This window comes from Paenibacillus sp. LHD-38, from assembly GCF_031157315.1.
In the GTDB taxonomy this organism is placed as follows: domain Bacteria; phylum Bacillota; class Bacilli; order Paenibacillales; family Paenibacillaceae; genus Pristimantibacillus.
In genome coordinates, this window is the sequence record NZ_JAVIFU010000028.1 from 1 (window position 1) to 25,922 (window position 25,922).

The following is a 25,922-nucleotide window of genomic DNA, read 5'->3' on the forward strand; positions in this document are numbered from 1 at the left end:
ACCAAGAAAGCCAATAAGAAGATCGCAGCACTCATCCAAACGCAACTCCAACAATGGATGGCCAGTTTACCCAGCTACATCAAGGGCTATCTGCCTAATTTAAGCTGCGAAAGTTGAGTCACTGAGCTCTCTTTTCTTCCGCCATAGGAGTTGTCGCATCTGAAACATCGTTGAAGAACAAAGCCTTTACAGAGGTGGATCTGGAAGAATGATTTCCATGTATTAAAGAGAATCTCAATTTGCCAGCGTAAGGAATACAGGTCATGCAAGTGTATCCCAGGTACCCAATTCCGTTGGAATATTGGTAATATAAAAGTTCAACGCACTGAGCTTTTTGCTACGTTCGGAGTACGTAATCCCTTTCTTTTTCTCTCGAATTTCCTGATCTTTGTCTCTTTTTTTGATCTGGGTTTCCGTTAGGCGGTAAACGACAAGTCGTGCGGGTAATTTTTCATACCTGCCGATATAGACATCGGGAATTTCTAACGTTTCCCCTGGTTGTAGACGTTCCATGATGTCTTCCATCGACAGGAGAGGTATTCCGATTTCTTCTTGAGCGTGCCATCCCGAAAATACTCTGGATTTTCGTTCCTTTGATATACCCGTGTGTTGAGTTTTAAGCGTGAAATGTAATAAGCCTCTTTCTCATGAATGGTATGTAAATCTTCTAAGCAGAAATAGCCTAAATCCCGAATGAGGGGGATGTAGTCACACCGCTGGTGTTAAAATCCAACTAGAATATGATCTGCAGAGTGGACGTACGGACAGTGACCTGGAAGCAGCAAAGCATGCAGCTGACCTTGTTCCGCGGGATTTCATTACGCTTAACTTGGATTACCGGCAGAATGGTTTAGGCAGTAACAGCTGCGGACCTGTGCAATCACCGGCAAACACAGTCACGTCAGAGCCATTCCGTTTCCGCATGCTGCTTAAGCCTTATTTTATCGGAAGACACGGCTCCCTGGCGGCTCAGCCATCATATGGCTTCAGAAGCGAAACAACTACAAGAGGAGGAAACAAACCATGCTTAGCGCACAGGATGTTTTGAATTTAACGGGGAAAGTGGCGGTCATAACCGACGGAGCGTCAGGCATAGGCCTGGCGACAGCCGAGCTGCTGGCCGGCTTCGGGGCGCTCGCCCTCCTGCTCGATATTAACGAGTCGCAGGGGATAGAAGCGGTAACGGGCATTAAGGAAAAGGGCGGTCGAGCAAGTTTTTATCGCTGCGATGTGTCTTCCTCTGAGGATTGCGAGCGGGTCGCATCGGAGATTGCCGGGTCCTATGGAAGAATCGATATTCTATTCAACAATGCCGGAGTCATACGTCGCAAAACGGTCGTCGAGCTGGAGGAACGCGATTGGGATCTCGTCTTGGACGTCTCGCTGAAAGGCGTATATCTGCTTTCCAAATATGTCATTCCCATCATGGAGCGTAATGGTGGGGGCAGCATCATCAACTCGGGCTCAGGCTGGGGCCTAAAGGGCGGAGACCGTGCTGCTGCTTACTGCGCCGCCAAAGCCGGTGTCGTTAATCTAACCCGGGCGATGGCGATCGACCACGGCGCTGCCAACATCCGCGTGAACTGTGTATCGCCTGGCGATACAGACACGCCATTGCTGAGAGATGAAGCCAAGCAGCTCCAGCAGGACGAAGCTGCATTCCTGGTAGCCTCTGCAGGCGGACGACCGCTTGAGCGGCTCGGAACACCGCGGGATATCGCCAATGCGGTACTGTTTCTGGCAAGCGATATGTCGTCTTGGGTAACCGGAAGCGTACTTGTGGTCGACGGCGGAGGGATTGCATAAGACCGAAGACATTGCAGCTTGGCAGTTGCAAATCTATGTCCAGCAACTAAGATCAGCGATTTAGCTGTACAACATAACCTATCTGATCATTATGAATGGATTCCGGACAGTCTGAAGCTGAGGCGGGAGATGAACCTGCCGCCTGCAATGATGGAACACGAGCTTCGCCGGCATATTGACGGCTTATTGGCCAAAAACAAGCATGGCGCTGCTTATCTCAATTTTCTCGGAGCCGGCTGCTGGCAGCATTTTATACCCGCCATCTGCGACGAAGTCAATCAACGGTCCGAGTTCGTGACGGCTTATGCGGGTGAACCCTATGAAGACCATGGACGATTCCAATCCCTGTTTGAATACCAAAGCCTAATGGCGGAACTGGTCGATATGGACGTTGTCAATGTTCCTACCTTTGACTGGGCGCAGGCAGCCTCGACTGCGATTCGGATGGCCGGCCGCATCACTGGCCGCACTGTCGCATTGCTTCCTAAATCGGTTGATCCCGACAAAGTTATGATTATTCACAACTATTGCACGCCAGTGATGGAGCTGCAGTTCGTTGAAATCGACGCTATGACCGGCCGCATAGACTTGGATGATCTGCGAAGCAAGCTTTCCAGCGAAACGGCAGCGGTATACTTTGAGAACCCGGGGTATGGTGAAGGATTGGGCTATGGACATGGAAAGTGTATGGCCTGTGATGGAAGCGGTTTAATTGAATGCGCGCAGTGTGATACAACCGGCAAAGTGAGCCTGTTCCGATGGATGAATCTCAAAAAGGCCGAATAATTTCTATGATCCGCTCTATAAAAAAACAGCGAGCGTATGATTGACATACACTCGCTAAGATTGATGACTAAGCCCCGTGACCCGGGGCTTTTGCTTTTAAACGTTCTTCTGCTCCAGCGACTCAAATGCATTCCGAAGCTGTGCAGCCGCATTATCGATTGTCTCTTGAGCCGCATCCGCTGGCAGTGCATTCGCTTCTACGACCGCTGCCTCAAGCGCTTGCCAGCTCGATTCGGTATATAGCGCTGCATCGAGCGCAGCAGCTTCTTCCAGCAAGACATTGACCAGGCTGCTTGTTGCCAAAGTCGAAGATTCGCTGCCATGCATTTCCACCCTTATTTATATTTCACAATTAATTCAGGTCCATATTGACCAATGATGCTGTTACCGGAAATATATTCTTTCGTAACCGGGTTCACTTCGCCGCTAGGAACGGATAATAGGAATGTTGCTCTGTTCCCTTCGTTGGCTTTCACTATTTCGGTCACATCAAGAGTCCAGCTCCCATTAATAGCATGCATCGTGTACGCACTTTCCGGTTTAACAACGGCTGAAGCAGACGGTCCTGCCAAAAAGGCTGTGGCCGCTTCCCAGCTTCCATTAAAGTACTCGCTTTTCAATTCCGCTCCAAGCGTACCGCCTGCGCCCGGCTCCTTCCAGTTATCCCACTCCATATGCTGCGCACGCAGAGTCGCCGTTCTTCCATTATTCCGATACATTTTTAACGATACGGATTCAATATTCTCATCCTCGAAATCCGGTACGTTGTTAAATGTAACGATGCCAAATCGTTTAGCCCCTTCGTCCGGTCCATTGGAAAGAATAACTAACTGTGGATCTCCTCCAGGTGCAGTAGTGTTAAACCGCAGCGTGGCATCCTTCTCCGCCAACAAGTTAATCAGTCCGTTCTCACCGGGGTATGACTTGGCCGTTCTTGCGCTCTCCATCTTGCCCGGAGTTGTTGCGGTTACATACAGAATGCCGGACTCCTCACCTATTTGAGGGATGCTGACGGTTGCGTAGGTGCTTTCGGCAACGGTTTTGCCAAGCACAGCAAGGTCCGTAGCCGTTCTGTATACCTTTACAACATCACCTGCCGCCAGACCGGTCACTTTAACCGTATCTGCAAGTCCTTCAAGATAGTTGGATACCGTAATGCCGGCTACGGTAGGCGGCGCCGTTTCAGCGGGAGGATAGACCGTATCAGAGAATTCTCCCAACGTTCCGTCCGCATACCTGGCAACTACCTTATAGCCCGGCGAATCTTCAAAACCCGGCTCCGGGTCAACAAACGACAACACCATCGAATCCGATACGAGGGCGGTCCAAGGCGTGCCCTCCGCCAGCTCCGCAGTGCCTTCCTTAAATACCGGGTTTGTTAAGCCGGCATCCTTGTCATAGGTACGGTACAAATTGAAGCTTACCGCATGCTTCGGTTTGTTCCAGGAAAGAGAAATGCCGTTGCCGCTATCCACTCTTTGAATATCAGGATAAAGCTTGCCGCGAGCCGTTTCTTCGACAGTGACCTCGCTGAACTGCGCTTGCTCCGCAGCCACGACGCCCGTATAGATGGCGTAAGGGAATGGGGTGAACATTTTCTCCACCATGATCCAATCCGCACCGTCCCTGGACGCATAAGCATGAATATAATGCGAATCGTAGTCACGCACCAATTTCAGATACGGAAAATCATCTACATTCAATCCAATGAGTTTCGCATTCATCGGACTTTTCTTCTCTTCCGAGAACGCGTGTCGGGAATCCCTTGTACGGTTCTGCAAGACAAGATTGCCGTCTTGATCGGCTCCGAAATAAATGTACCGGGTATTGGACTGCAGCAGATCACGCATCATAATTCCGCTGGCGTTCCCCCTGTGACTGTCCAATTTTACACGGATGGAGCTGCTGCCGGCTGCGACCTGATTTACAAAATGCAGCGAATCGTTAATATCTCTATCGAACATATTCAAGTCGTCGCCTTCACCCAGGCCCGTGCCGTCAGCACCATCGATTGCAATGGTTGTGCCTGTACTTGTTGAGCTCCCTGCTGTTGTGCCGATGCGGTCATCACGCCATTTCGAGCCCGGATCGATTAAGGATACCGGTGCAGTCAAATCAACCTTTGCGCGATAGGAGTCATCTCCAGCACCCTCATCATTTACTGCAGCGACTTTATAGTAGTATACTTTTCCATTTTGAACCGTCGAATCTTTATAGTAATTGCCTGTTACTCCAGACGCAATGGCTACGTACTTGCCATTTTCCGTATCAGAACGCTTAATAGTGTAAGACTCCGCTCCGGCGGTCGTAGTCCAGGTAATTCCTGCATATCCGTTACCCGCTAATGCTTTTATGAAATTAACGGTAAAAGGCTCCGGATCCTTGTGGACATCGGATGTTAATTTCAACACCATCGCAGATTTCGGCGGAATCGTTACCTTTCCATTTTTGGTAACCGGAATTTGTTTTCCCGATACAAGGTCCAATACGGTACTGTTCCCCTTATAATCTGCCGGCATTTTCACATCAAAGGATCGTTTATTTCCATGTTCGTCACGGGTTGTATTGAAAACCATGAGATACTTCCCGTACCTTGCCGATAACAGATCAGGATAACCGGCATAAGGCGTGTCCGCCTCAAAATTATCCCGTTCCGTCTGGCCGACACCAGGCTGATAAGTAATCGGTATAATTTCTCCCGCAAGAGCTTGAGGGGCGTCAGCACCATTCGTTATTTGATCTTCTATGAAGATCATGTCGATATTATCCATACGCATCCAATAGTCCTGATACTGAAATTTACTGTCGGTTGCAATTTGTACGATATTGTCATAGTTGTCGTTAATCACATGAAGTCTGCCGTTGCCGCTATAACCTTTATTAAGCTCGTTCAGGTTAGCGAACATACGAAGGTCGCCATCCCGGATCGAGAGGAACATATTATCAATGTCCGCCCAGGCAAACTGTTCGTAGTCGGCCGGGTTCGCATCAAGCGCCGCGATTTCTTCTTCCGTATAATAATTGAAATCTGTTTGCGGAAGGACGGCGCCAGCCGTCACCTGACCGCCGAAGCGGCTAAAATCGGCACGCTCGCCGGAGACGTATTTATAAGTTTCTGCCAGATGGTAATCCTCTCCGCTATTCGTGCCTCTAGTTCCGAAAGTGAAATTGAACAGTTGATGATCCGCAAGCTGCTGCTGCGCGAAACCGACCGCTTCCTTCGCATACCGCCAGTACTCGTCCCATTCCGGACCGCTGTACCTTTGCTCGTTATGGACCATCTCCATTTCCAGGGAAGCGTACTGCAGCGACATTCCAGTTGAAGTTCTCGCGCCATACGCGTAGAAACCTGGCAGAGCCGTGTTCCGCTCATCCGTGACTTGTTCCGCTCTCATAATTCGTTTCCCGTCGTCATCCAAAGACGTGTACCGGACAAACCCGCGGGCATGCATGTTTTTCAAAGCCAGTTTCAGAATTTTATCGTTCAATTCCTCATCGCCGGGGTGGTTTAACGTTTTGTAGAAATTCTTCAAAAGGTAGTTGGCCGCCTCTCCGTAATTGGCGACATATCCGTTCTCCCTAGTCAGCCCCGCTTCCGTCAGGCCGTTGTAATGCTCGCCGTACGGCAGCCGCCTGACGATGTTCCCGTTCGCATCCAGCTTGCTCTTCGCGAGCCCCTTAGCAACAATTTGCAAATAATCTTCCGTAAATCGAGCCGTCTGGTCATGATAGAACAAGGAATGGTACAAATCCAATTCTTCGCCGTTCGGGCCGACCAGCACTTCTTCTCCGAGGAACGGTTGCCCCCCTAACGCTTCAAGAAGAATCTGATGGCTGCGCTCTCTGCCTTCATAGAACGGAGAACCGATCAGGCGCAGACCTTCGTGCGCTTCCCATGCGCCTTCATACGTATACACCACTTGATTATAGATGTAGGACAGTCGTGTACGGGCAAAGTCGAAATTCACTTTCAGCACGCGCTCCCACGCTTCACGGCGAGATAAATCTCCGCCATTCCAGTCTACTCCCGCTAGCGAGTATAGTCCATCGACCGTTCCCGTCGCAAATGGCTGATCGAGGAATGCGTTGAATGCCGCCTCGCCATAGATGGCGTCATCCTTGATAAGCTGTTCGACAATATACAACGCCTCGCCTAATGCGCCGTAATATCCGCCCCAATCGCCTTGATGTCCACCCCGTGTCACCAATCTAATATTTCCATAATAATCCTTGACATGATTGTCAATCACTTTAAAAATCCGTCCAAGCGCCGCTTTCTTTGCTTCGGCCGTTTGAGCCGGCGACCAATCGTAATGAAGCGCGTTCGCATAAAACTTCAATTCATCCTGGTAACGCACAATAGATAATTTGCCGGCTGCGCTGGCATCCACCCGGTTGGAATAATCATTAAACATCTTTACCAGACTTTGCGTATAGCCATTAATGAGGGCTTGCTTTTCCTCATCCGTCAGATCCTCTCTAAGCATTGAAACCGGATCTTCGGCAATATCGCCCTGGGTTTCATCCGATACATCCAGATGAGCCCCCGTGTGCGTATAGGCGTTGTAATATCCCCTGGATGGCGTGTTCACTTTATCGCCGAAATTTCCGCTGTACGTTCTGATGGTGATTTGTACGGTATCTTGTCCATACGTGCTTACCAACGGTAGCATGGTTGTATTATAGTAAAACCGCTCCGGCAAACCTTTGCTAATACCCATATTGATCGGTTGGTAATCTCCAACGCGGCGATAGCCGACTTGCTCGCCATCAATGAACACCATACTTTTGTAGAATGATTCATCGCTTCCCCAGAACTTCATGGTGAAATAGTTTTGAGCGGCAGGATCGACTTTCATCGTAAAAGTCAATTCTCCACCTTGAATATCCTCTGGTATACGCTGCAGGGATACCCGTGCGGGCTCACCCAATGCGCCGACGATAGCGCTGGTAAATTCGCCCTTGAACTGGTGTTGTTGTTCTGACTCTGAATGACCAAACACCAATTTATCGGTATATGCATTAGCCGCTGCAATCGGTTCAGCATGCACGGCCTTTGGTTGCAACGGTAAAACTGCCGGCAGCATCAGGGCGACGCTCAGGCAAACAGCCAGGACACTTTTGAAATGTTTCGTTATCATGTTAATCTCCTCGTTCTCAATTGGATTGACCATATGCGATTTACGAATATGATGCTGTTAAATCTTGCAAATGAGTATGTATCGCCCTCCTTGCTTCTTGCCTCGTAAAATCATTCGAATAAATTGTTAATAATCACCCTCCTTTAAATTAGCTTTGAAAGCGTTTACATCCATACTTAAAAAATACATTACCTGTCATTTGAATACAATGCGGTTTTTTTAAGGTTGTACTGTAAGTTTTTAAACAAAAACGTTTGGAATAGCGAGAATTAATAAATAAACCTAACGAAAACGTAAAAAAAATTAAAATTGGCTTTTACAAACTCAAACTTCGCAGCTTGAAATAGGCAGGTAAGCCTTGAGGTAACTGGGCAAACCGGCGATCCATTGCTGTAGTTGACTTTTAATTAATTTTGAGAGTTTTTTGCTTGCCGCTGCCGTTACTTCATTGATCAAATCGAGCAGTTGCTGTAAAGCGACCACCCAATCCATGGTACCGACTTCATCGCAGAGCAAATAAAACAAACCACCAAGTGTTCGCTGATCCGTGCTTTGACGATGCTGCCAGGCAAGTAGAATATAACGAGAAAATGCAATGGTCGTATGGCTAACGAGCAAACCATAGGAGAGGCCTTGAAACTCCTTTTGCAAGCGTAACATAGATTTTGCGCACTTAAAGAAGACCTCAATGTCCCAGCGCATGGAGTAGATACGGATGACTTCCTCGACCGTTAAGGTCAAGTCAGTCGAGAGAATCGCCAACCATTCCTTCTTCTTCGAGCGATGCCGGATAAATACCACGAGAACTGGAATTCCTGGGACCAACTCTGTTCGAATGGCACGAAGGATATCAGACCGCTTTCCTTCAACTTTTGGAGCCGCTAGATACAATCCCTTTAGATCTAGTCGATTACCATTTACCAGGTAGCGCTTGTTGTCATTTTTAATCATACCGATGACATGAAGCCCTCGATCCAGAACTTCTTTAATGAGCGGTGCATGGGTGAACCAACTGTCCATTAAGGTATAAGATGCAGAGGCACCAGCAGCTATAGCACGGTCAATCATAGACGCAATCACCTTTGGTGCTGAGAGTAGCGCTTCTTCTCGACGTTTATAGCCAATGGTACGCTTATCGATGCCATCTGAGGTGCCATTAATTTGCGACTTCGTTGAGCTAAGTAAAGCGAAATCCATGGGAATAAACGAATGGCTGTCGGACCAGCCCATCGTCAGCATACGGAAGCCTTTGTAGTAGGCACCGGTAGCGTGATCTTTGAATCTTGCGAGCAATTCTACCGCTTTGCTGCGGTTACGATCAAACATCGAATCATCGAAAATGAATGCAGTCACGCGTTTGTCGGAAGTAAGTGTCTCGACTTTCTGAATGGTCGCAGCACTCAACGATAGGAGGAACTGCCGCCAAGCAAATTTCGTATGATTCAAAAACCGGTAAACGGCATCCTTGCCTGGAAACGACTCAGCTTTCTCACTTTCAAGCAGGCGAAACCAATTCTTCTGATGAAATAAAAGCACGAAAACAAGCTGAAAAAGATAGGCTGCGGGATACCCGAATTTCTTGTTGATTTTCGCATCTTTTAAATGCTTAATCACTTGGAGTTCTTTAAATGCGGGTTTAATTTCTTTTGGTAGTTGATTGCACGGCTCTTTTTGCTCTATCATATAGAGGACACCTCTTCTGTGTGGTAGTGGATTGCTCGACACAATCACTATACCAAACGGAAGCGGTGTTTTCTATTTTGCAAGGGATTAATTATAATACCGATTCAGCCATATTCAACAAGGGTTTAAGACCAATTTTGAACTGCGAAGTTTGAGTTCATAAAATAAATAATGATAATGCAGGTGATTACAATCATTAATACAATAACAATCATACTAAGCGTGATTTGACTTGTTTCAGAGTTTATATATGAATAGGGCATCAAAGATATAAGATACCAGCCAATTTGCTCATTATAAATATATGAAATTTGCTGGTCAGCATTATTTACCAGTCCAGAAAAGGAAGAGCGATTGTTTTTCTGCTGCTCCTTAATCATATAAAAAAGCGTAGGATCGGAGTATCGTTCACCTAACGTAATCTCGTTATCACTTGATGAGAATACCGTCCCGTCTCGACCCATAATAATGAGCTTCGACCCTGTCCCTAGATCAACACTTGATAGTATATTTTTTGAGAATAAGTCTGTGCTGACGTACACGAAAGCATATCCGATCTGCTCTGAGCTATCATGCTCTGCATGTATCTTTCTTCCTACTGCGATCGTGTCGTATGATCTGGTCGTTCTCACATAAGTAAGTCCGTCATATGGCGCATTTTTATTTACATCAGATATTGTCTTTTCCAGATATTCATTGCTGATTGTTTCATATCCAAGCTCGTAGAATGGATCGTGATTCGTATCATAAATGCTAACGGTTACAACATGCGACGGAAATATCGTTCGAAATATAGCATCCATAGCAGATTCTTTGGATGTTTCGGTAACTACTTGTTGTGAACGCTCGTTAGATAAGTTTGCTTGTACGAATTCATTCGTAGAAATCGATCCGTTAAGAAATTGATAATTTTGAAGCTCTGTAAGCATATTTTTATTAACCAAAGTTATCGCTTGAAAGGTAGATGCACTAAGCTTATCGCTAATCGAATCCGAATATAACTTGTATGCATTGTATCCGAGAAAAAGTATAGGAATAACCGATACGATTAAAAATGTTCCAACTAATCGATGCTGAATCTTAAATTTACGCAGCAAATAACAATCTAGCCATCCTCATTCCTATGAGAGCGAACAAATTTGGGTCGAAATGCACTCGGCGGCATGCCTGTCCACCTACGGAATTGTCTAGAGAAATGGCTTGCAGACTGAAATCCAAGCTGTTCAGCTAATTCCTCCATCGAATAGGTCGAATGCACAAGCAAATGCTTCGCCTGATTAAGAACAATTTTACTCATATACTGTCGCGGCGATTGCCCATAAACCTTGGTAAATATATGCGTGCAACGTCCGCGACTGATCCCTAATGAGGCTGCAATTTCAGCTATTCTTCCATTATTTCCATTCCGTAGTTTTTCTTCAATCGCATGGGCTAGCTCAGTTTCAAATACGGAGGCGTTCTGCATATTGTCATCACTCATCGGAATCGGACTAGGAGCTTCTTCGCTATACTTTATAAATTCACTAATGATTCCTAAGGTGTGAGATTGGATAATAAGGCGATTCAACGCTTTGTCGCCATCAACGGTATCTATGCGATTATTGTGCAAAATCGCATTTTCAATAGCGCCAAAATGTGTCGGTAACGATAGCCCAGCAGCCTCTTCTTCCTTAATGATCACGTAATCGGCCTTGCATAACCGTTCACGTATGATTGGATCATCCAGATCGAAATGCAAATTAAAGAAACTATAATCGGAAGTTGGGCCATTCTCAGATGCATGTGATATACCGGACTTTATTAACAGCCAACTCCCACTACTAAACGTAAAAACATGATCGCCTATCGTTTGCCTTATTTCCCCATGTTTACAATGCAATAGTTCAAAAAGATAATGATGATGTCTAGGAAAAGACCAATTAGGATGAAAATTCCCCACATGACAGCCAATAATCTGCAGCGTACTCGTTAGGTTAGGGAGTGAATAATTAATATCCATTTTACATGGACCTCCTATAGTTCAATATTCTAAAAATATATTCTAGCGTAACGCTATTTCAAACAAAAGGTCAAATTTTATCTTCTTTTGTCCATTCGTTTGAATATTCTTTCCGCTTAAAATGGTAAGTATCACGATTAGCGCACAACCACATAGAATTGGAGGGCACTTTAGATGACTGTATTATCTGTACAAAATGATCATTTTTATTTCGATAACAAGCCTATTCGCTTGCTTTCCGGAGCGATCCATTACTTTAGAGTCGTGCCCGAATATTGGCAGGATCGTTTGTTAAAGCTGAAGGCATGTGGCTTTAATACGGTAGAAACCTACATTCCATGGAATTTCCATGAACCTGCACCTGGTAAATTTAACTTTGGAGGTATGGCAGACGTTGAAGGGTTTATTCGATTAGCAGGCGAACTAGGTCTGCATGTCATCGTGCGCCCGAGCCCGTACATTTGTGCAGAATGGGAATTCGGAGGTTTACCTGCATGGCTACTTGCAGATCGAGAGATACAGCTTCGCTGTATGAACCGCCCATATCTTGATAAAGTAGATGCATACTACGATGAACTATTGCCTAGACTGAAGCCTCTGCTTTCCACAAATGGCGGCCCTATTATTGCCATGCAAATAGAGAATGAATATGGAAGCTATGGCAACGATACAGAATATCTTCAATATTTGGAACGAGCTATGATAAGTCGTGGCATTGACGTGCTATTATTCACTTCTGATGGACCAGAGAATCATATGCTTCAAGGAGGTATGGTTCCAAACGTATTAGAAACTGCAAACTTCGGTTCAAGAGCAGAAGAAGCTTTCGAAATGCTTCGTCGTTATCAACCGCGAGGCCCGCTGATGTGTATGGAATACTGGAATGGCTGGTTTGATCACTGGGGTGAAGAACATCATGTTCGTAACGGTGAGGAAGTTGCTCAAGTGTTTGAGGATATGCTTTCTCTAGGCGCCTCTGTGAACTTCTATATGTTCCATGGCGGCACCAATTTCGGTTTCACCAGCGGCGCGAATGGCTTGGAACGAGATCACTACGAGCCTACGGTTACAAGCTATGATTATAACGCACCATTGAATGAAGCAGGCGATTCTACTGAGAAATATTTTGCGATACGCGATATTATAGCTAAATATACAGATCTACCTGAGATGGAAGTTCCTAAAGCTTTGCCTAAGCAAGCCTATGGAACTGTGCTTGCAACTTGCGATGCAGTATTGTTTGATCAGTTACACCAATTGTCAGAGCCAATACATTCTGTCACTCCAGAACCGATGGAACGTTACGGACAGAACAATGGATTTATCGTGTATGAAACATTTATATCCGGACCACGTGAAAAAAAGGAACTAATTATTCAAGATTGCCATGACCGAGCACTGGTTTACTTGGACGATGAGTTTAAAGGGATCATCGAAAGATGGGATTCCAGTAAAAAAGTTCATTTTGAAGTACCAAATGGTGGCGCGCGTCTAAGAATTCTCGTTGAAAATATGGGACGCATCAACTACGGACCATTTCTAGCTGATCGTAAAGGGATTACCGAAGGAGTTCGCCACGGCAATCAATTCCTATATGGATGGACCATTTGGACATTGCCACTTGATAACTTGAAACCTTTATCCTTTGCAGCTATAGAGAAAGAAACCACAAATGGCCCAGCATTTTATCGTGCAGAATTAAACATTGAACATGCACCGGCAGATACGTTCTTGAAATTGGAAGGATGGTCTAAAGGGGTCGTTTACGTCAACGGATTCAATTTGGGAAGATATTGGAAAGCTGGCCCTCAGCAGACGCTTTACATTCCCGCACCGCTTCTACGTCAAGGCAGCAATGAAATCATTGTATTTGATATTGACGGAACAGAAAGCTTAGAATTACAGTTTGTAGACCAACCTCAATTAGGATAATATTAAAAATCGACAACCTCGAAACTTTTCAACTATAACTTGTGTTTCATCATTGAAGAAGGAACGATGACTGCATCACCATATGTAGCAATCGTTCCTTCTTCTCTCCAACATCTCCTAAACAAATTTTTCAAACCTATTTCACACCAACTCCCAATTCAGCATCAAGAAATCCCTAGACAAAAAACCTTGCTGCGCAAGGCTTTCCAGTCGCACACTATATTCTTTTCAAGCACACCGCACACTCCACATGTATCGAGTAAGTAACTGGGTTAGCTTTATCTATTCCCACTTTTAGTCAGAACATAAGGGATAAACTTGAAATAGACAAAATGTCTGAGATCTCCATGAAAAGAAGCCCTATCTCTTTAGTTGTCTACGAGATGACTATTTTTATGCCCCATAAAAGGTAAAAACCCGCTCACTGAGCGGGTTTTTGGTATGGAGGCGAGGGGATTTGAACCCCTGCCCGAAAATCACGCCACACAGGCTCCTACGGGTGTAGTCATATTTTTGATGTCACCCTTGCATCGACCCGTGGTTTAATTACATTGACAGCGCATGGAGTCTTTAAGGTCAGGCGTTACTATATAGGTTGAACTAAAGAATCGCTTGATTAGAACCTAACACAAAGACGATCGATGATCGACCACGGAGATTTCATGATTTCGTCCATAAACTGCTGAACATTGTTGCGAATTTCAGCAACTGTGTGATAGAACACATTGTTAATCACATCGGACTTCAGCCATTTCCATAGGCCTTCAACAAGGTTGAGTTGTGGGCTGTAAGGAGGTAGGAAAACCAGTTCGAGTCGGCCTTTCATCTCTTTCAAAAACGACTGCAACAGCTTGGCATGGTGAATTCGCGCGTTATCTAACACGATGACGATTTTGCCGTTTGGATAGTGAGCGATCACCTTTTGAAGAAAGCTCAAAAAGGTCTCCGCTGTATACTGCTCATCTTCCTGCCAAACAATCTTGCCGGTGGAGTAGTCAACCGTCGCCAGCAGTTTGACACCGCGATGTTTGCCCGTAGTACGGATGATTCGCTGCTTGCCGCGCAGAAACCATCGTTTTTTAGACTATAATTACAACAGACTGCCGCATAAAGATCGGCAGCTGTGAGCGTTATCGAAAATTGCATAATGGTTTTAAAATAAGGAGAGAATGATATTATCATTCTTATCGGAATGCAGGAGCGGTTCTAATTAGAGGTTTTCAAACGGATTCCAGGTGGAGCAGCATCTGGGCCAACCGGAGCGATTACCGAGTCCAAAGGATACGTGGCTTTCGATCCTGTCACCCCGCTTGCCAAGAAATTAACGTTTTCGTATTGGTATTAGCTGCCGGAAAGCGATCAACGACAAGGGACAAATTACGTTCCCTTACCGGCCGGATGAAGCGATGCCTACCAAGATCAAACAATCCGTAAATGTTACCGTTAATGGCCAAACGATAACCATCGGCACGATTACCGCAACTCCGAGGTTTTTACGAAATCCTCGTTATAATATCGCGGGGATACAGGATATATAATACTACAAACCTATCCCTTAATCATTGCTTCTCAATCTATCAACCCCATCAAAACTGATCTTCTCAAAAAACGGATTTATCGATCTCACGTCCCTCTACAATGACCGGAAATCGCTCGTACTTTTCCCCGTGTAATCTTTAAATTTTTTATAAAACCAGTCCAATTGTCGATATCCAACTTCTAAAGCAATTTCATAAACCTTTTTCTCTGTTGTTTCAAGCAGCTTTTTAGCCTGCTCCATTCTGATCCGCATCAAATAATCATTGAAAGAAATCCCTTCGTACGATTTAAAGATTCGTCCCAAGTATGCAGGGTTGATAAACATTTGTTCTGCAATGCTTTTTAAGCTCAAATTACTGCCGTATTCTTCATGAATGATCTTTTTCACTTGCTGCACCATCCTTAAAGGCGGTGAAGATGGAGATTTAGCAACATAATCCATGATGCTTAAGCATTTCTGTTCCGTATATTCAAATAGCTTCTCGATTGTTCTATATTCCATAATGCTGCGATAATCTGTCATGCCTTCATGGAAAATATCTTCTTCCTCACGCGCTTTTTCCTGAAGAAATTGAAATAGATGCACGAATAATTCGATAATGAGCGACTGAATTCTTTCCTTCGGCGTATGCATGTCAATGAGTTCACTCATTTGATGCCATAGTAATGCGTGAACAACGGAACGATTACCTTGTTTGACGGCCTCCAATACCGATTGCATCCAATGCGGCTCAATCCCTTCATATTTAACGTGTGTTCCCGTAAACTGCTCCGATAAAATGATGGACTCTGCACCGATTAGAAATTTTCGTTCCAGCATATGTTCAGCAGATCGGTACAATTCCACGATATCCAGCGTATTGGCTACGCTTGAAACCCCGATGCTCACCGCTAATTTGGCATATTGCGCAGTGAAATTACGGATGGATTGCGCCATCCCTACCATTTCAGACAGACTGAACGCTTCAGATTCTCCGAAAAGAACGATCCCGAACCGTTCAGGGCTTTCCTCGAACACGTATCCTTTACTGCCAAGCACTTCCTCAATGACATTGCGGACTGCGAACCATCCCACGCGAATTTCCGACTCTGTCCAATAGGCGTCCGTAAGATCCGGAAATTCTACTTCGACCATCATGCAGCCGATTCGATCGTAGCGATCCATCTGTATATTTAAAAACTTGAATTGTTCTGTAACCCCATCGGGTCTTAAGTAGCCTCTTACCCAATTCTTAAGCAACTGCTCCCGAATGGCCGGAATACCTAGATGCAGCTGTTTTTCACGTAGATGTTCATTCTTTTGTTCATGTTGGACATTCATGAGTACTCGCATGAGATCTTGCTTAATGACGGGTTTCAATAAATATTCCTTCACGCCGAGCCTAACGCATGCCTTGGCATACTCGAATTCCTCATAACCGCTCAAGACAATGACTGGAACATTAGAGATTTCGCGAATAGCGTGAATCAGTTCCAAACCGTTTAATCCCGGCATACGAATGTCCGTAATTACGAGTGAATAGTGGGCATGCGCGAGCATTTCTAGAGCCTGATTACCATTATTCGCTTCGCCGGCAATCGCAAATCCGTACGTTTCCCATTCCACCAAATGTCTCATCGCATTCAAAGCGCCCGGCTCATCGTCGACTAGCAGCACATTCAACATTAAGGGCAACCTCCTGTCATTCGATTTCTTTTCGGGGCAATTTCATTGTAATTTTCGTTCCGATTCCGATCTCACTTTCAATCTCTAATCCATAGTTGTCCCCGAACATTAACTGCAATCGTTGATGAATATTTCGAAGTCCGATTCGCTGTTCATCTTCGATATCGGATTGCTCTTGCAATTTGGATTTAATAAACGTACAATCATCGCGTGTAATGCCTGAACCGTTATCTTCCACAGAGATGATGCAGTCTCCAGAATCGGTATATTTCGCTTCGATGAGAATGACAGTAATGCCAGGTTTCTTCTCCAGAACATGAATAATAACATTTTCAACGAGTGTCTGCAGCGACAATCTTGGAATCAGAACCTGCTGAAATTCCCATGGAACGTTCAATTCATAAATAAGCCGTTCTCCAAACCGAATTTTCTGAACACGCAAATACGTATTTACCATTTCCAATTCTTCGCTTATAGGCACAATTTGATCCCGCTTTTTGAGTAAATTCCGAAAAGATTGGGCGAACAATCTAATGATCTCCGCGTTCTGTTGATCGCCTTTATTGAGCAAGTTCCCCCCTATCGCGTTCAGCGTGTTAAATAAATAATGCGGGTTAATTTGCGCCTGAAGCGCATAAAGTTGAGACTCCTTCGTCTTCAATTGGAGCTCTTTGCGTTTCAGTTCCGATTTGTATTCTTCTTCGATCATTCTGTTGAGACGCAGAATCATATCATTAAAGACGCGGCTTAAATATCCAATTTCATCATCTCCTCGAATGCCGGCCAGCGGCTGCAGCCGTTCCATGTTCATACGCTTCATTCCATTTGCCATCCGTATAAGCCGTTTGGTCAAACCGGTCGAAATCATATACATCAGCACCAAAGAAACAAGCAGAGCAATGATGAATAGGTATACAGCAATTCGCTTCAGTTGATTGACCTTTAACAGCAAGCCGTCAACCGGAATTAAAGAGATTATTTTCATCCCCTGAACACTCTTATGGGACTCTAGTGTCTGGAATTTCAGCAGATAAACTTTCCCCTTGTCCTCAATCATTTGACTGCCAGCATTCTGGTCTTTAATTGCCTTATAAAAAGATTCTTCTTGAAGATGTCCCCCATATCTCAGATTGCGGCCCTGGCCGTCCATCAATACCGCCCCATCCGATAAGGCGACTACAAATCGTTGATTGATATTTTCCTTCGCAATAAAATTATAAATAAGACGATTATCCACATCCAGCGTCATATATAATTCCGCATTCGCGTTCAAATTGTTCAAGCGCTGCGACAAGCGGAGTACCCCGGTATCTTTTTGCGCTTCGAATGACCAATTCCTGGATTCCTTGGGATGGGTCTTATAACCGATATACCATGGCTGCTGACGCACCTTCTTGTCAATCGGCCGGACGATCCCAAATTGCACATCTTTATTTTCCGTATATAATCTCAATCGAAGGATTTCCTTTGAGCCGAGAATGGATCTGGATAAAGGTTCGATAAAATCTGCATACATATAATAGGCTGTTGGGAACGATGGATACTTGATCGACAGACGATCTTGAATTTCCTCATTGGAGTACATAAAGTCGGCTATTTGCTCATACGACTGCAACAGGTAATCGATATTTTGGGATAACTGGGATACGGAATAATAGGCATTTTTCTCCGTTTCTTCGTAGATAATGTTACTGCTGTATTGCTGCATCACATAAGCCAGAGAACCAAGCAGAATGGTAACTGCCAGCGTGTTAATGAAAAACAATTTCGTTCGAATATTCATCTCGTATGGGACATCCTTCCTGCCAAATGCGAAAACAGCCTCACGCTTACTCGATAAGCGTGAGGCGGTCTTCGTCTTTAATTACTTACTCCCTACTGCTTGATTATATTGTTCCATATAACCTTTCCAAAGCTTTGTCCACGTTTCTTCGACTTTCTGGCGTCCCGCCGCATCGATTTGCCCCGTGTAGCTCGTCCACAATTGTTCGAATTCAGCATCGTTTTTCGCAAATATAATTTTCGGGAGTTCTTTCATATAAATCTGTACAATTCGCTTGAGCTCCAATTTATGTTCTTCCGGTTCGTTCAATTGCCAGAGGTACGCAGGAACAGTTTCCAATTTCGGAAGGAAATCCGCCCATACTTCTTTGCCGTATTTCGACAAGATTTCATTCGTTGCCGGATCATACTTGCTCTTCACATAATCTTTCGTCAATGGCGTCGCATAGTCACCGTCATCGAGCATGGAACCATTTCCGAAGCTGAATACCGTGTACGGACCCGAAGGGCCATCTTTATATGCCGCATCCGGATTTTCCGTCGTTTTCTTCACGTATTCTGCTGTAAGAGCACGCTTTCCGTCTTTCACTTCATAGTTCGCTCCTTCAAGTCCCCAGTTAATCAACTTCTGCCCTTCATCGGTAAACAAGAAATCAATCATTTGAATAACCCGTTCCGGATGCTTGGCATTTTTTGAGATGGCCCAGTTATTGTTGGAGTTGGTTGGTGTTTTCGTATTATTATGATCTACCGTTTGTTCATCGAACAGGATCGGAATACTTGCGTACTGTTTGTCGCCTTTGCCTGATGCCCTTAGAGCTGCTTCAGAGCCGCCGATTGTCCATCCCGGGAAAAATCCTGCCAGAACCGTTCCTTGCGCCAATTTCGATTGCGACATTTCCGCATTCATGGTGAAGAATTCTTTGTCCATTAGACCAGCGTTATATACTTTGTTCAAGAATTGAGTATAGCGTTTCATCGGTTCTGACACAAAGTTAAGGGAAAGCGTGTTATCGCTGTTCACAAGAAATCTCGCATGATCCGGCAAGCCTGCAGCTGTAAAAGCAGGGTTGTTCGTTAAAAAGTCCGGTTCTGCCGATCCACCGTATCCTGAGAACGGAATTGTCGGTTCACCATTCTCTGTCGTCGGGTGTTTCTTATAATAATCCTGGATCAAATTGTATAATTGCTCTAACGTTTTGATTTCGGGATAACCTGCTTCTTTCAGTACATCGTAACGAATGATGAAATTCGCTTCGTTACTGGCAGGGGTTTCAGTTGCCATGTTCGGGCTATACAAGGAATAAATATGACCATCCGTGTCTTTTAACAGATTGAAATACTTGCCGAATTTCTTCTTGATATTCGGTCCGTATTGGTCGATGAGATCCTCTAATGGAATGATTGCACCGGCATCACGGTACTTTCCAATATGTCTCGGCTGCAAATACAGCACGTCCGGATAATCTTCACCAGCAAGCCAAAGGTCCATCTTCTGATTGCGGTCTCCTACGATCGGAACGTAATTGAAGGAAACACCGGTCTGTTCCGCCAATTTCTGAGAAACATTATTATCCCATGTTTCTTTGGCGTTTAGTACATTGATAGAGTAAGTGATTGGCGCCTTATCCGCCGTCTCTTGATCCCCGTTAGCTTGAATGTCTTCCGACTTTCCGCTCCCGCAGGCTGCAAGAACACTCATCATTAGGCATAGGCACAACAATAAAGCAGCTGTCTTTTTCATAAAATGCATACCCCTTCTCTTTTGATATTGCATTACTCTTTCATCGCGCCGACCATGATGCCCTTGATAAAGTATCTTTGCATAAACGGGTAAACTAGCAAAATCGGAACGGTAACGATAATCGTCATACTCGCGCGAATCGATTGCGGTGTCGTTACTTGAAGCACGTCCTCATCAACGTGACCGGATGCACTTGCGGTAACCTGCTGCATAGATTCCGTGAGAATTTTCATTAATTCGTACTGCAATACCGATAATGACTGCTTACTATTATACAAATAATTATCGAACCAGGAATTCCAATGGCCGACAGCGACAAACAAGGTGATCGTTGCGATAACGGGCATACTGATCGGAATTAATACGCGGAATAGAACCTGCAATTCACTTGCGCCGTCAATTTTCGCGGATTCGATCAACCCTTCCGGCAATTGCTCAAAAAAACTGCGGATAATGATCACATTGAACGCGGCAACAAGACCCGGTATAATGTAGACCCAAAACGTGTTATTTAAATGCAGATTTTTGATCAGTACATAGAATGGGATCAGCCCGCCGTTCACATACAGACTGAAGATAATAATGATATTGAACAGCTTCCGAGCCATAAACTCTCTTCGGCTGAGCGTATAAGCAAGCATGGTCGTGCATAGAACAGATAGAAAAGTTCCTACGACAGTTCTAATAATCGATATCATGGCCGCCGAATACAATTGGTCATTCTGAAAAATAATTTTGTAATTATTGAGCGAGAAAACCCTTGGATAGATGTAAATGCCACCTCTGATTGCATCTACGGAGTCATTCAATGAAATCGCAAGCAAATTGACGAAAGGGTATAACGTAACAACGCCAAGGACCGCCAAAAATGCATAATTCATGAGATTAAACAATACATCCGTTGTGTTTCTTCGGATAGGCATCGAAAGCCTCCTCCTTTCTACGGTTAAAATACGTGAGCTTGCCCGAATTTCTTGGCAATTTTATTCACACCCAAGACGAGCAGAATGCTGATAACAGACTTAAACATGCTGATGGCAACACCATAGGAGTATTCTCCAATGCCAAATGAATAATCAAGAGCATACAAATCGAGTACTTGGGAATAATCTTTCACCAAGCTGTTGCCTAGTAACATCTGCGACTCATACCCGCCTGATACCAAGTTCCCCGTATTCAGAATGAGCAGCATCACCGCAGTTGGCATCAGTCCAGGAATGGAAATGTGAAGCATTTTCTGAAATCTGTTCGCGCCGTCAACTTCAGCAGCTTCATAGGTCTCCGAGTTCAACCCTATGAGAACAGCCAAGTAGATAATCGTACTCCAACCGAGTTCTTTCCATAGACCAGACAGCGTATGGATGATCCAGAACCATTCTCCCTTGGACATAAAAAGAATCGGCTCGTTGATAATCCCCCATTTCATGAGCAGCTCGTTCACGATCCCGCCACTCGGTGACAGGGACACCATCACGATATTCGCAATAACGACCCAGGATACGAAATGGGGAATGTACGTAATGGTCTGAATCGTCCGTTTAAATAACCGTGACCTCACTTCATTGAGCAGCAGCGCTAGAGCAATCGACCCGATAAATCCCGTCACGAGACTCATTAAACTCATCGCCAGCGTGTTTCTTAGCACCTGAAAAAATACGCCGTCCTGGAACAACTGCACGAATTGGTCGAAACCTACGAATCGGCTTCCAAAGACTCCTTTTCCCGGTGAATATTGCTGAAACGCCATGATCCAGCCCCAAAGAGGCACATAACTAAATAGAATGAGAAGCCCTATAAATGGCACGGATATAAGAAATAACTGGTATTGAGAGACAATTTTTTTGAAAAACCTATTTTTACCTGCCTCTTGTTGGCTGTTTTGTGCTGTCCGATGCACAGCCGTATTTTTGATCATGTTTGATCACCCCTTTCTTTGTGATATGAACGCATTTTTTATCGAACCTGAAGGATTATATTTTCCACGCGTAAATTCGAACATTGGGCAGATAACATGATTTCACCTTTACCCTGTGCTCGAACCCATACGGCGATGCAGCCGCCAATGAGTGCCGTTCGATTCGGTCCGATGATTTCTCCTGGACCCGAGATAGTAAATTCGATATATTCTGGAATGTAGGAGATGATGTTCCCGGTTTGGTCGACTAATTTATACACAATTCTAGTCGCATCTGGGCGTGTTGAATCGAGCTCCAAGTCATCCGGCTCGGCTGTGAGCTGGGTAGGAACCGGATTTCGACTGAATTGTCTGCGGATCACTTCTTTACCGTGCACATAACCGACGAACTCTCCATCGTACCAGCGGTCGCCCCATTCACCTTCTATGTTGGAAATGACCACAGGCGGATATTCGACACCTGGGTATTGATCTTGCTGAGCGCTGAAGGTTCCTTTATAGGTCCCGCCAACATAGAGCTTCACTTCATCGCAATTGGTAAAAATAGTAAGAGGCATGATTCCGCCCATACTTCGCTCACCGCGTGTCCACAGCGTCATCGGTTCAAGCACGGCCTCTTCCTCCGGATTGCACTGACTGCGGTAGAACGCGGCTGCAAATTTCGGGATGCGGAACATGTCCATGACGCCATGGTAGCAGATCCGTTCTCCTGAACCGAAACCGTGATGCGTATTATAATCGAACGCGCACCAGCCGATTGCGCCGGATATATGCTCGTCGATCCCTGCCGCATTGTGAACTCGAAGATGGCGCATCGCGTGTTCAATCAGTCTTTCTTCTTGGTCGAACCGTTTGGTTGGATAGATATGACCATTGAATTCTGTGACCATATAAGGCACATGCCGATTTAATTCCGTTACTTCCTTTTGATCGCGGAGAACAATTTCAGCCCCGGTATGAATGAAATCATTCATCGTGTACACATCTTCCAGAAATTCGCTATTCGTGATGCAGCGTACACCTGCCGTTTGCCGACTTGGATCCAGTTCGCGGGCGATGCGGTTCGTATCCGCATAGAAATCATGGTCGTCACCTGATTCGTTGATTCGAACGCCCCACAGAAATACCGACGGATGGTTCCAATCCCGTTTAATCATTTCACGGACATGATTACACGCAACTTTCTTCCATTCATCGTCCCCAATATGCTGCCAACCGGGAATTTCTTCGAACACCAGCAATCCGATTTCATCACAACGGTCCAAAAAATGCCTGGATTGCGGATAGTGTGACGTTCGAACCACGTTCAGCTTCAATTCATGCTTCAGAATATCAGCATCTTTCCTCTGTACCCGCTCCGGCATAGCATAACCGACATACGGAAATGATTGATGGCGGTTCAAGCCTCGCAGCTTGAGCGTACGCCCATTCAAATAAAAACCGTCTTCCTTCACGACCGCTTCGCGAAAGCCTGTTCTTGCTGTGTACATATCACAAGCGATGCCCGGCACCGTACATTCCAATTCGATCTCATATAAATGCGGATAGTCTGGATATTTCGCTATTCATGAATAACGGATCTTCGGAAGAAGTGAATGTGGAGGTCTGCGTTCGACTGAAGGGACCTGAAGGTTATAGGATGGAGCGTCAGGTTCACTTGACAGCGAATCAAGGTAAAAGTCGAACGGACTTTTCAATAGACGGTTTAACAGGGATTCAGTTATGGGATTTGGATACATATACTTTCGCATACGAAGCAACGCCCTCAAAATCAACAAAGATCCTCTTTCCTTTGAACTTCGAATCTATTGCAATCGTTTTCCTATAACAAGAAACAAATTGATAGACCGTTTCGTCGAAATAATTGTAGGGGAGCATAATATTGGTATGCGGCAAACTTACGGTCTCAAAATTTGAATCGTCCCAATCTTTAGCGATAAACTCCTCTTCGAAATCGTTACAATATTCCCAGTTATTATTTAAGTTTATGATCGTACTGCTCATATTCTGTGCTTCCCTCCCCTTATTTTATACACATTATCTATCACCCCGTTAACTTCGACAACCCTATGAATTATTACTCCATACCTTAGTAAATGCACTTTTGATGCAGCCGCGCATGACAAAAATCCCTGCACGACTGAACGAGAAGTGCAGGGATCCTTTGTTTATTATTTGGGCTTACCTTCAAGTCACCCTTTGAGGAAGGCAACGTTAAATTTAATAAAGCTCATTTCGGTGTCGGCGGTCCCTTCATAGAAAAGGCCTATTTCGCCATTCGCCAGATTGGCAAGACTCGAATATGCATAATGGCCTTCTTTAATCAACTTCGAATATTTCCAATCGAATGTATACTTCGTTCTGCCGTTGGGATGTATTCCGCTTTCGTTAATGAGCCCGACGTTGACCGTGCCGTTAATCCGACGTGACGGGTCGCTCGGGTTGGCGAAAATGACCGCCTCTTTGCCGTCGATCCGTCCGTTGTATCGGATGGCGGTCATTTGGCAGTAAGGGGCAACCAGCGCTTTCTCGGTAACGATATGGGCATCCCAAGTTTCGCCTCCGTCATAACTGGTGGCGATCTGGGCATAGCCGGAATGGTTCCTCATGAATAGCTTGAGCTGTCCGTCCGGCATTTCAACAGCTTGCGATTCGGTAATTTCATAGGATGTGTTCGTAAAATCTTTTTCGTGTATAATGACCCCGCCTCCGACATCCCGTCCCTCATTCGGAGATTCGCCGCGATGCCATGTTTGGCCGTGGTCGTCACTGTAAATGACTGCGCTCGCCTGCTTATTGTTATCATTTAAGAAATAGACGGGGAACACAAGTCTGCCTTTGTTAGCCCCTTGAGCCAGTTGAATTCCCGTGCCCGGTCCGGTGCCGAGAAAGATCATCCATTCCTCCTTGACATCATCGTTCAAGTCGATAGGGCCGGTCCACGTCGCACCTTCATCATCGCTGTAATAAAGCTCGAGATACGAGGTTTTATAAGCTTTCAACGGCGAGCTTTGGCTAAATACGTTATCCACTTTTATTCCTTTCCGATAAAGGTTTCTTCTCATATCGACCGTAAAGTCGGTCAATTTCCCCGCAGAGTCGTATACCTTGCCCCCTTCTCTTATGGTGTATTCTAGGCCTGCTGCGTCGGTAAGAAACATATACTTGCGGCCGTTAATCATTCTGAAGCCGGTACCTTTGTAGGCGTTAGCGCCAAAACCGCCGGCCAACCCTCCGCCATGAGGGAAGCCGTCCACAAGCGAGAAAATTCTCCCCGTATGTTGATCCTGCAAAAGATCTTGGTCAATATTCGAAGCTTGATCGGGGTAATCGTTGATGACGAAGCCGCTCGCTTCCCATGTGTTCCCTTGGTCAATGCTTCTTCTTATTACGGCATCTATATTATTGGGGGAATCCCCGCCGCTGGACACCCGGCGATCTATGCCGGCAATCAACGTCCCGTTCTTTGTGTACAGAAGAGCGGGTATTCGATAGTTGTTGGACCCCATAAAACCCGGATAAAAGATGTTTACAGGAGCCGTTATTTTGGCCCCCTTCGCCTTGGTTATTTGCCGACTAGCCATGATATTTGCCGGTATCATTAGAAGCAGCACAGCAATCACTAGAAATAAAGCTGTTACTTTTCTCAATTTTTACATCTCCTCTATAAGTTTGCAGGTAAACTTAGTTTTACCTGTATATTAGAGGATTATTTATCTGACGTTTATGCCATTAGCCTGTATGCTGGGTAAATCCTTATTCCGCCAATCCCAAAATTCAAAGGCGTTAATTCCGATTGTTTTTATGGCTGTCATGCTTTGAACGGGATCCTTTTTGGAAAATACGCTATCAAGGCAAACCGAAATTGCCCCCTCCCCCGGATATAAAGTCAGTAGTATAAACATAATCGATTTTAACGGAACATATTC

General features: G+C 45.2%; 16 protein-coding genes and 3 pseudogenes. 4 read left to right on the forward strand and 15 right to left on the reverse strand.

Annotation, left to right across the window (positions count from 1 at the left end; genetic code table 11):
* Window positions 1–117: 117 nt before the first annotated feature.
* Window positions 118–695 (reverse strand): annotated as a pseudogene (locus RCO25_RS21775) (IS4 family transposase); the annotation flags it as partial.
* Between the two features lie 122 nt (window positions 696–817).
* On the opposite strand from RCO25_RS21775, the gene RCO25_RS21780 reads away from it, so the two are divergent.
* From RCO25_RS21780 to RCO25_RS21790, 3 genes and pseudogenes are all read left to right on the forward strand, one after another.
* Window positions 818–1,048: a hypothetical protein gene (locus RCO25_RS21780; protein ID WP_374992143.1), complete on the forward strand. Its 231-nt coding sequence runs from the start codon at window positions 818–820 to the stop codon at window positions 1,046–1,048.
* A complete protein-coding gene (locus RCO25_RS21785; protein WP_308998235.1) occupies window positions 1,024–1,806 on the forward strand; it encodes an SDR family NAD(P)-dependent oxidoreductase in 783 nt (260 codons plus the stop codon). The genes RCO25_RS21780 and RCO25_RS21785 overlap by 25 nt, the downstream gene beginning before the upstream one ends.
* Before the next feature lie 18 nt (window positions 1,807–1,824).
* Window positions 1,825–2,460, forward strand: a pseudogene (locus tag RCO25_RS21790) (PLP-dependent aminotransferase family protein); the annotation flags it as partial.
* 228 nt (window positions 2,461–2,688) lie between these two features.
* Here the strand turns inward: RCO25_RS21790 and RCO25_RS21795 are convergent.
* The 5 genes from RCO25_RS21795 to RCO25_RS21815 form a co-directional block, all read right to left on the reverse strand.
* On the reverse strand, window positions 2,689–2,919 hold the full coding sequence (locus RCO25_RS21795) for a hypothetical protein (protein ID WP_308998237.1): 231 nt from the start codon (window positions 2,917–2,919) through the stop codon (window positions 2,689–2,691).
* Between the two features lie 8 nt (window positions 2,920–2,927).
* Window positions 2,928–7,733: a fibronectin type III domain-containing protein gene (locus tag RCO25_RS21800; RefSeq protein WP_308998238.1), complete on the reverse strand. Its 4,806-nt coding sequence runs from the start codon at window positions 7,731–7,733 to the stop codon at window positions 2,928–2,930.
* Window positions 7,734–8,057: 324 nt separating this feature from the next.
* Entirely contained in the window at window positions 8,058–9,416 is a 1,359-nt protein-coding gene (locus RCO25_RS21805) for an IS4 family transposase (protein WP_308998239.1), read from the reverse strand.
* Window positions 9,417–9,541: 125 nt separating this feature from the next.
* Window positions 9,542–10,513, reverse strand: a complete 972-nt coding sequence (locus RCO25_RS21810; protein ID WP_308998240.1) for a PDC sensor domain-containing protein — start codon at window positions 10,511–10,513, stop codon at window positions 9,542–9,544.
* A gap of 8 nt (window positions 10,514–10,521) precedes the next feature.
* On the reverse strand, window positions 10,522–11,415 hold the full coding sequence (locus RCO25_RS21815; RefSeq protein ID WP_308998241.1) for a helix-turn-helix transcriptional regulator: 894 nt from the start codon (window positions 11,413–11,415) through the stop codon (window positions 10,522–10,524).
* 174 nt (window positions 11,416–11,589) lie between these two features.
* On the opposite strand from RCO25_RS21815, the gene RCO25_RS21820 reads away from it, so the two are divergent.
* Window positions 11,590–13,347 (forward strand): glycoside hydrolase family 35 protein, encoded by a 1,758-nt coding sequence (locus RCO25_RS21820; RefSeq protein WP_308998242.1) that lies wholly within the window; start codon window positions 11,590–11,592, stop codon window positions 13,345–13,347.
* A 616-nt stretch (window positions 13,348–13,963) separates the two neighbouring features.
* On the opposite strand, the pseudogene RCO25_RS21825 reads toward RCO25_RS21820, so the two are convergent.
* The 9 genes and pseudogenes from RCO25_RS21825 to RCO25_RS21865 form a co-directional block, all read right to left on the reverse strand.
* Window positions 13,964–14,428: pseudogene (locus RCO25_RS21825) on the reverse strand (IS630 family transposase); the annotation flags it as partial.
* A gap of 552 nt (window positions 14,429–14,980) precedes the next feature.
* On the reverse strand, window positions 14,981–16,552 hold the full coding sequence (locus RCO25_RS21830; protein ID WP_308998243.1) for a response regulator: 1,572 nt from the start codon (window positions 16,550–16,552) through the stop codon (window positions 14,981–14,983).
* Between the two features lie 16 nt (window positions 16,553–16,568).
* The gene (locus RCO25_RS21835; RefSeq protein WP_308998244.1) at window positions 16,569–18,335 is read right to left on the reverse strand and encodes a sensor histidine kinase; all 1,767 of its coding nucleotides are present in this window, start codon (window positions 18,333–18,335) and stop codon (window positions 16,569–16,571) included.
* Between the two features lie 81 nt (window positions 18,336–18,416).
* Window positions 18,417–20,078: an extracellular solute-binding protein gene (locus tag RCO25_RS21840; RefSeq protein ID WP_308998245.1), complete on the reverse strand. Its 1,662-nt coding sequence runs from the start codon at window positions 20,076–20,078 to the stop codon at window positions 18,417–18,419.
* Between the two features lie 32 nt (window positions 20,079–20,110).
* Window positions 20,111–21,001 carry a carbohydrate ABC transporter permease gene (locus RCO25_RS21845; RefSeq protein WP_308998246.1) on the reverse strand — a complete coding sequence of 297 codons (891 nt, stop codon included), beginning with the start codon at window positions 20,999–21,001 and terminating at the stop codon, window positions 20,111–20,113.
* A 23-nt stretch (window positions 21,002–21,024) separates the two neighbouring features.
* Window positions 21,025–21,993, reverse strand: a complete 969-nt coding sequence (locus RCO25_RS21850; protein WP_308998247.1) for an ABC transporter permease — start codon at window positions 21,991–21,993, stop codon at window positions 21,025–21,027.
* A gap of 38 nt (window positions 21,994–22,031) precedes the next feature.
* A complete protein-coding gene (locus RCO25_RS21855) occupies window positions 22,032–23,516 on the reverse strand; it encodes a glycoside hydrolase family 2 protein (protein WP_308998248.1) in 1,485 nt (494 codons plus the stop codon).
* Window positions 23,517–23,709: 193 nt separating this feature from the next.
* On the reverse strand, window positions 23,710–23,997 hold the full coding sequence (locus RCO25_RS21860) for a sugar-binding domain-containing protein (protein WP_308998249.1): 288 nt from the start codon (window positions 23,995–23,997) through the stop codon (window positions 23,710–23,712).
* Window positions 23,998–24,185: 188 nt separating this feature from the next.
* The gene (locus RCO25_RS21865; RefSeq protein WP_308998250.1) at window positions 24,186–25,643 is read right to left on the reverse strand and encodes a sialidase family protein; all 1,458 of its coding nucleotides are present in this window, start codon (window positions 25,641–25,643) and stop codon (window positions 24,186–24,188) included.
* Window positions 25,644–25,922 lie beyond the last annotated feature (279 nt).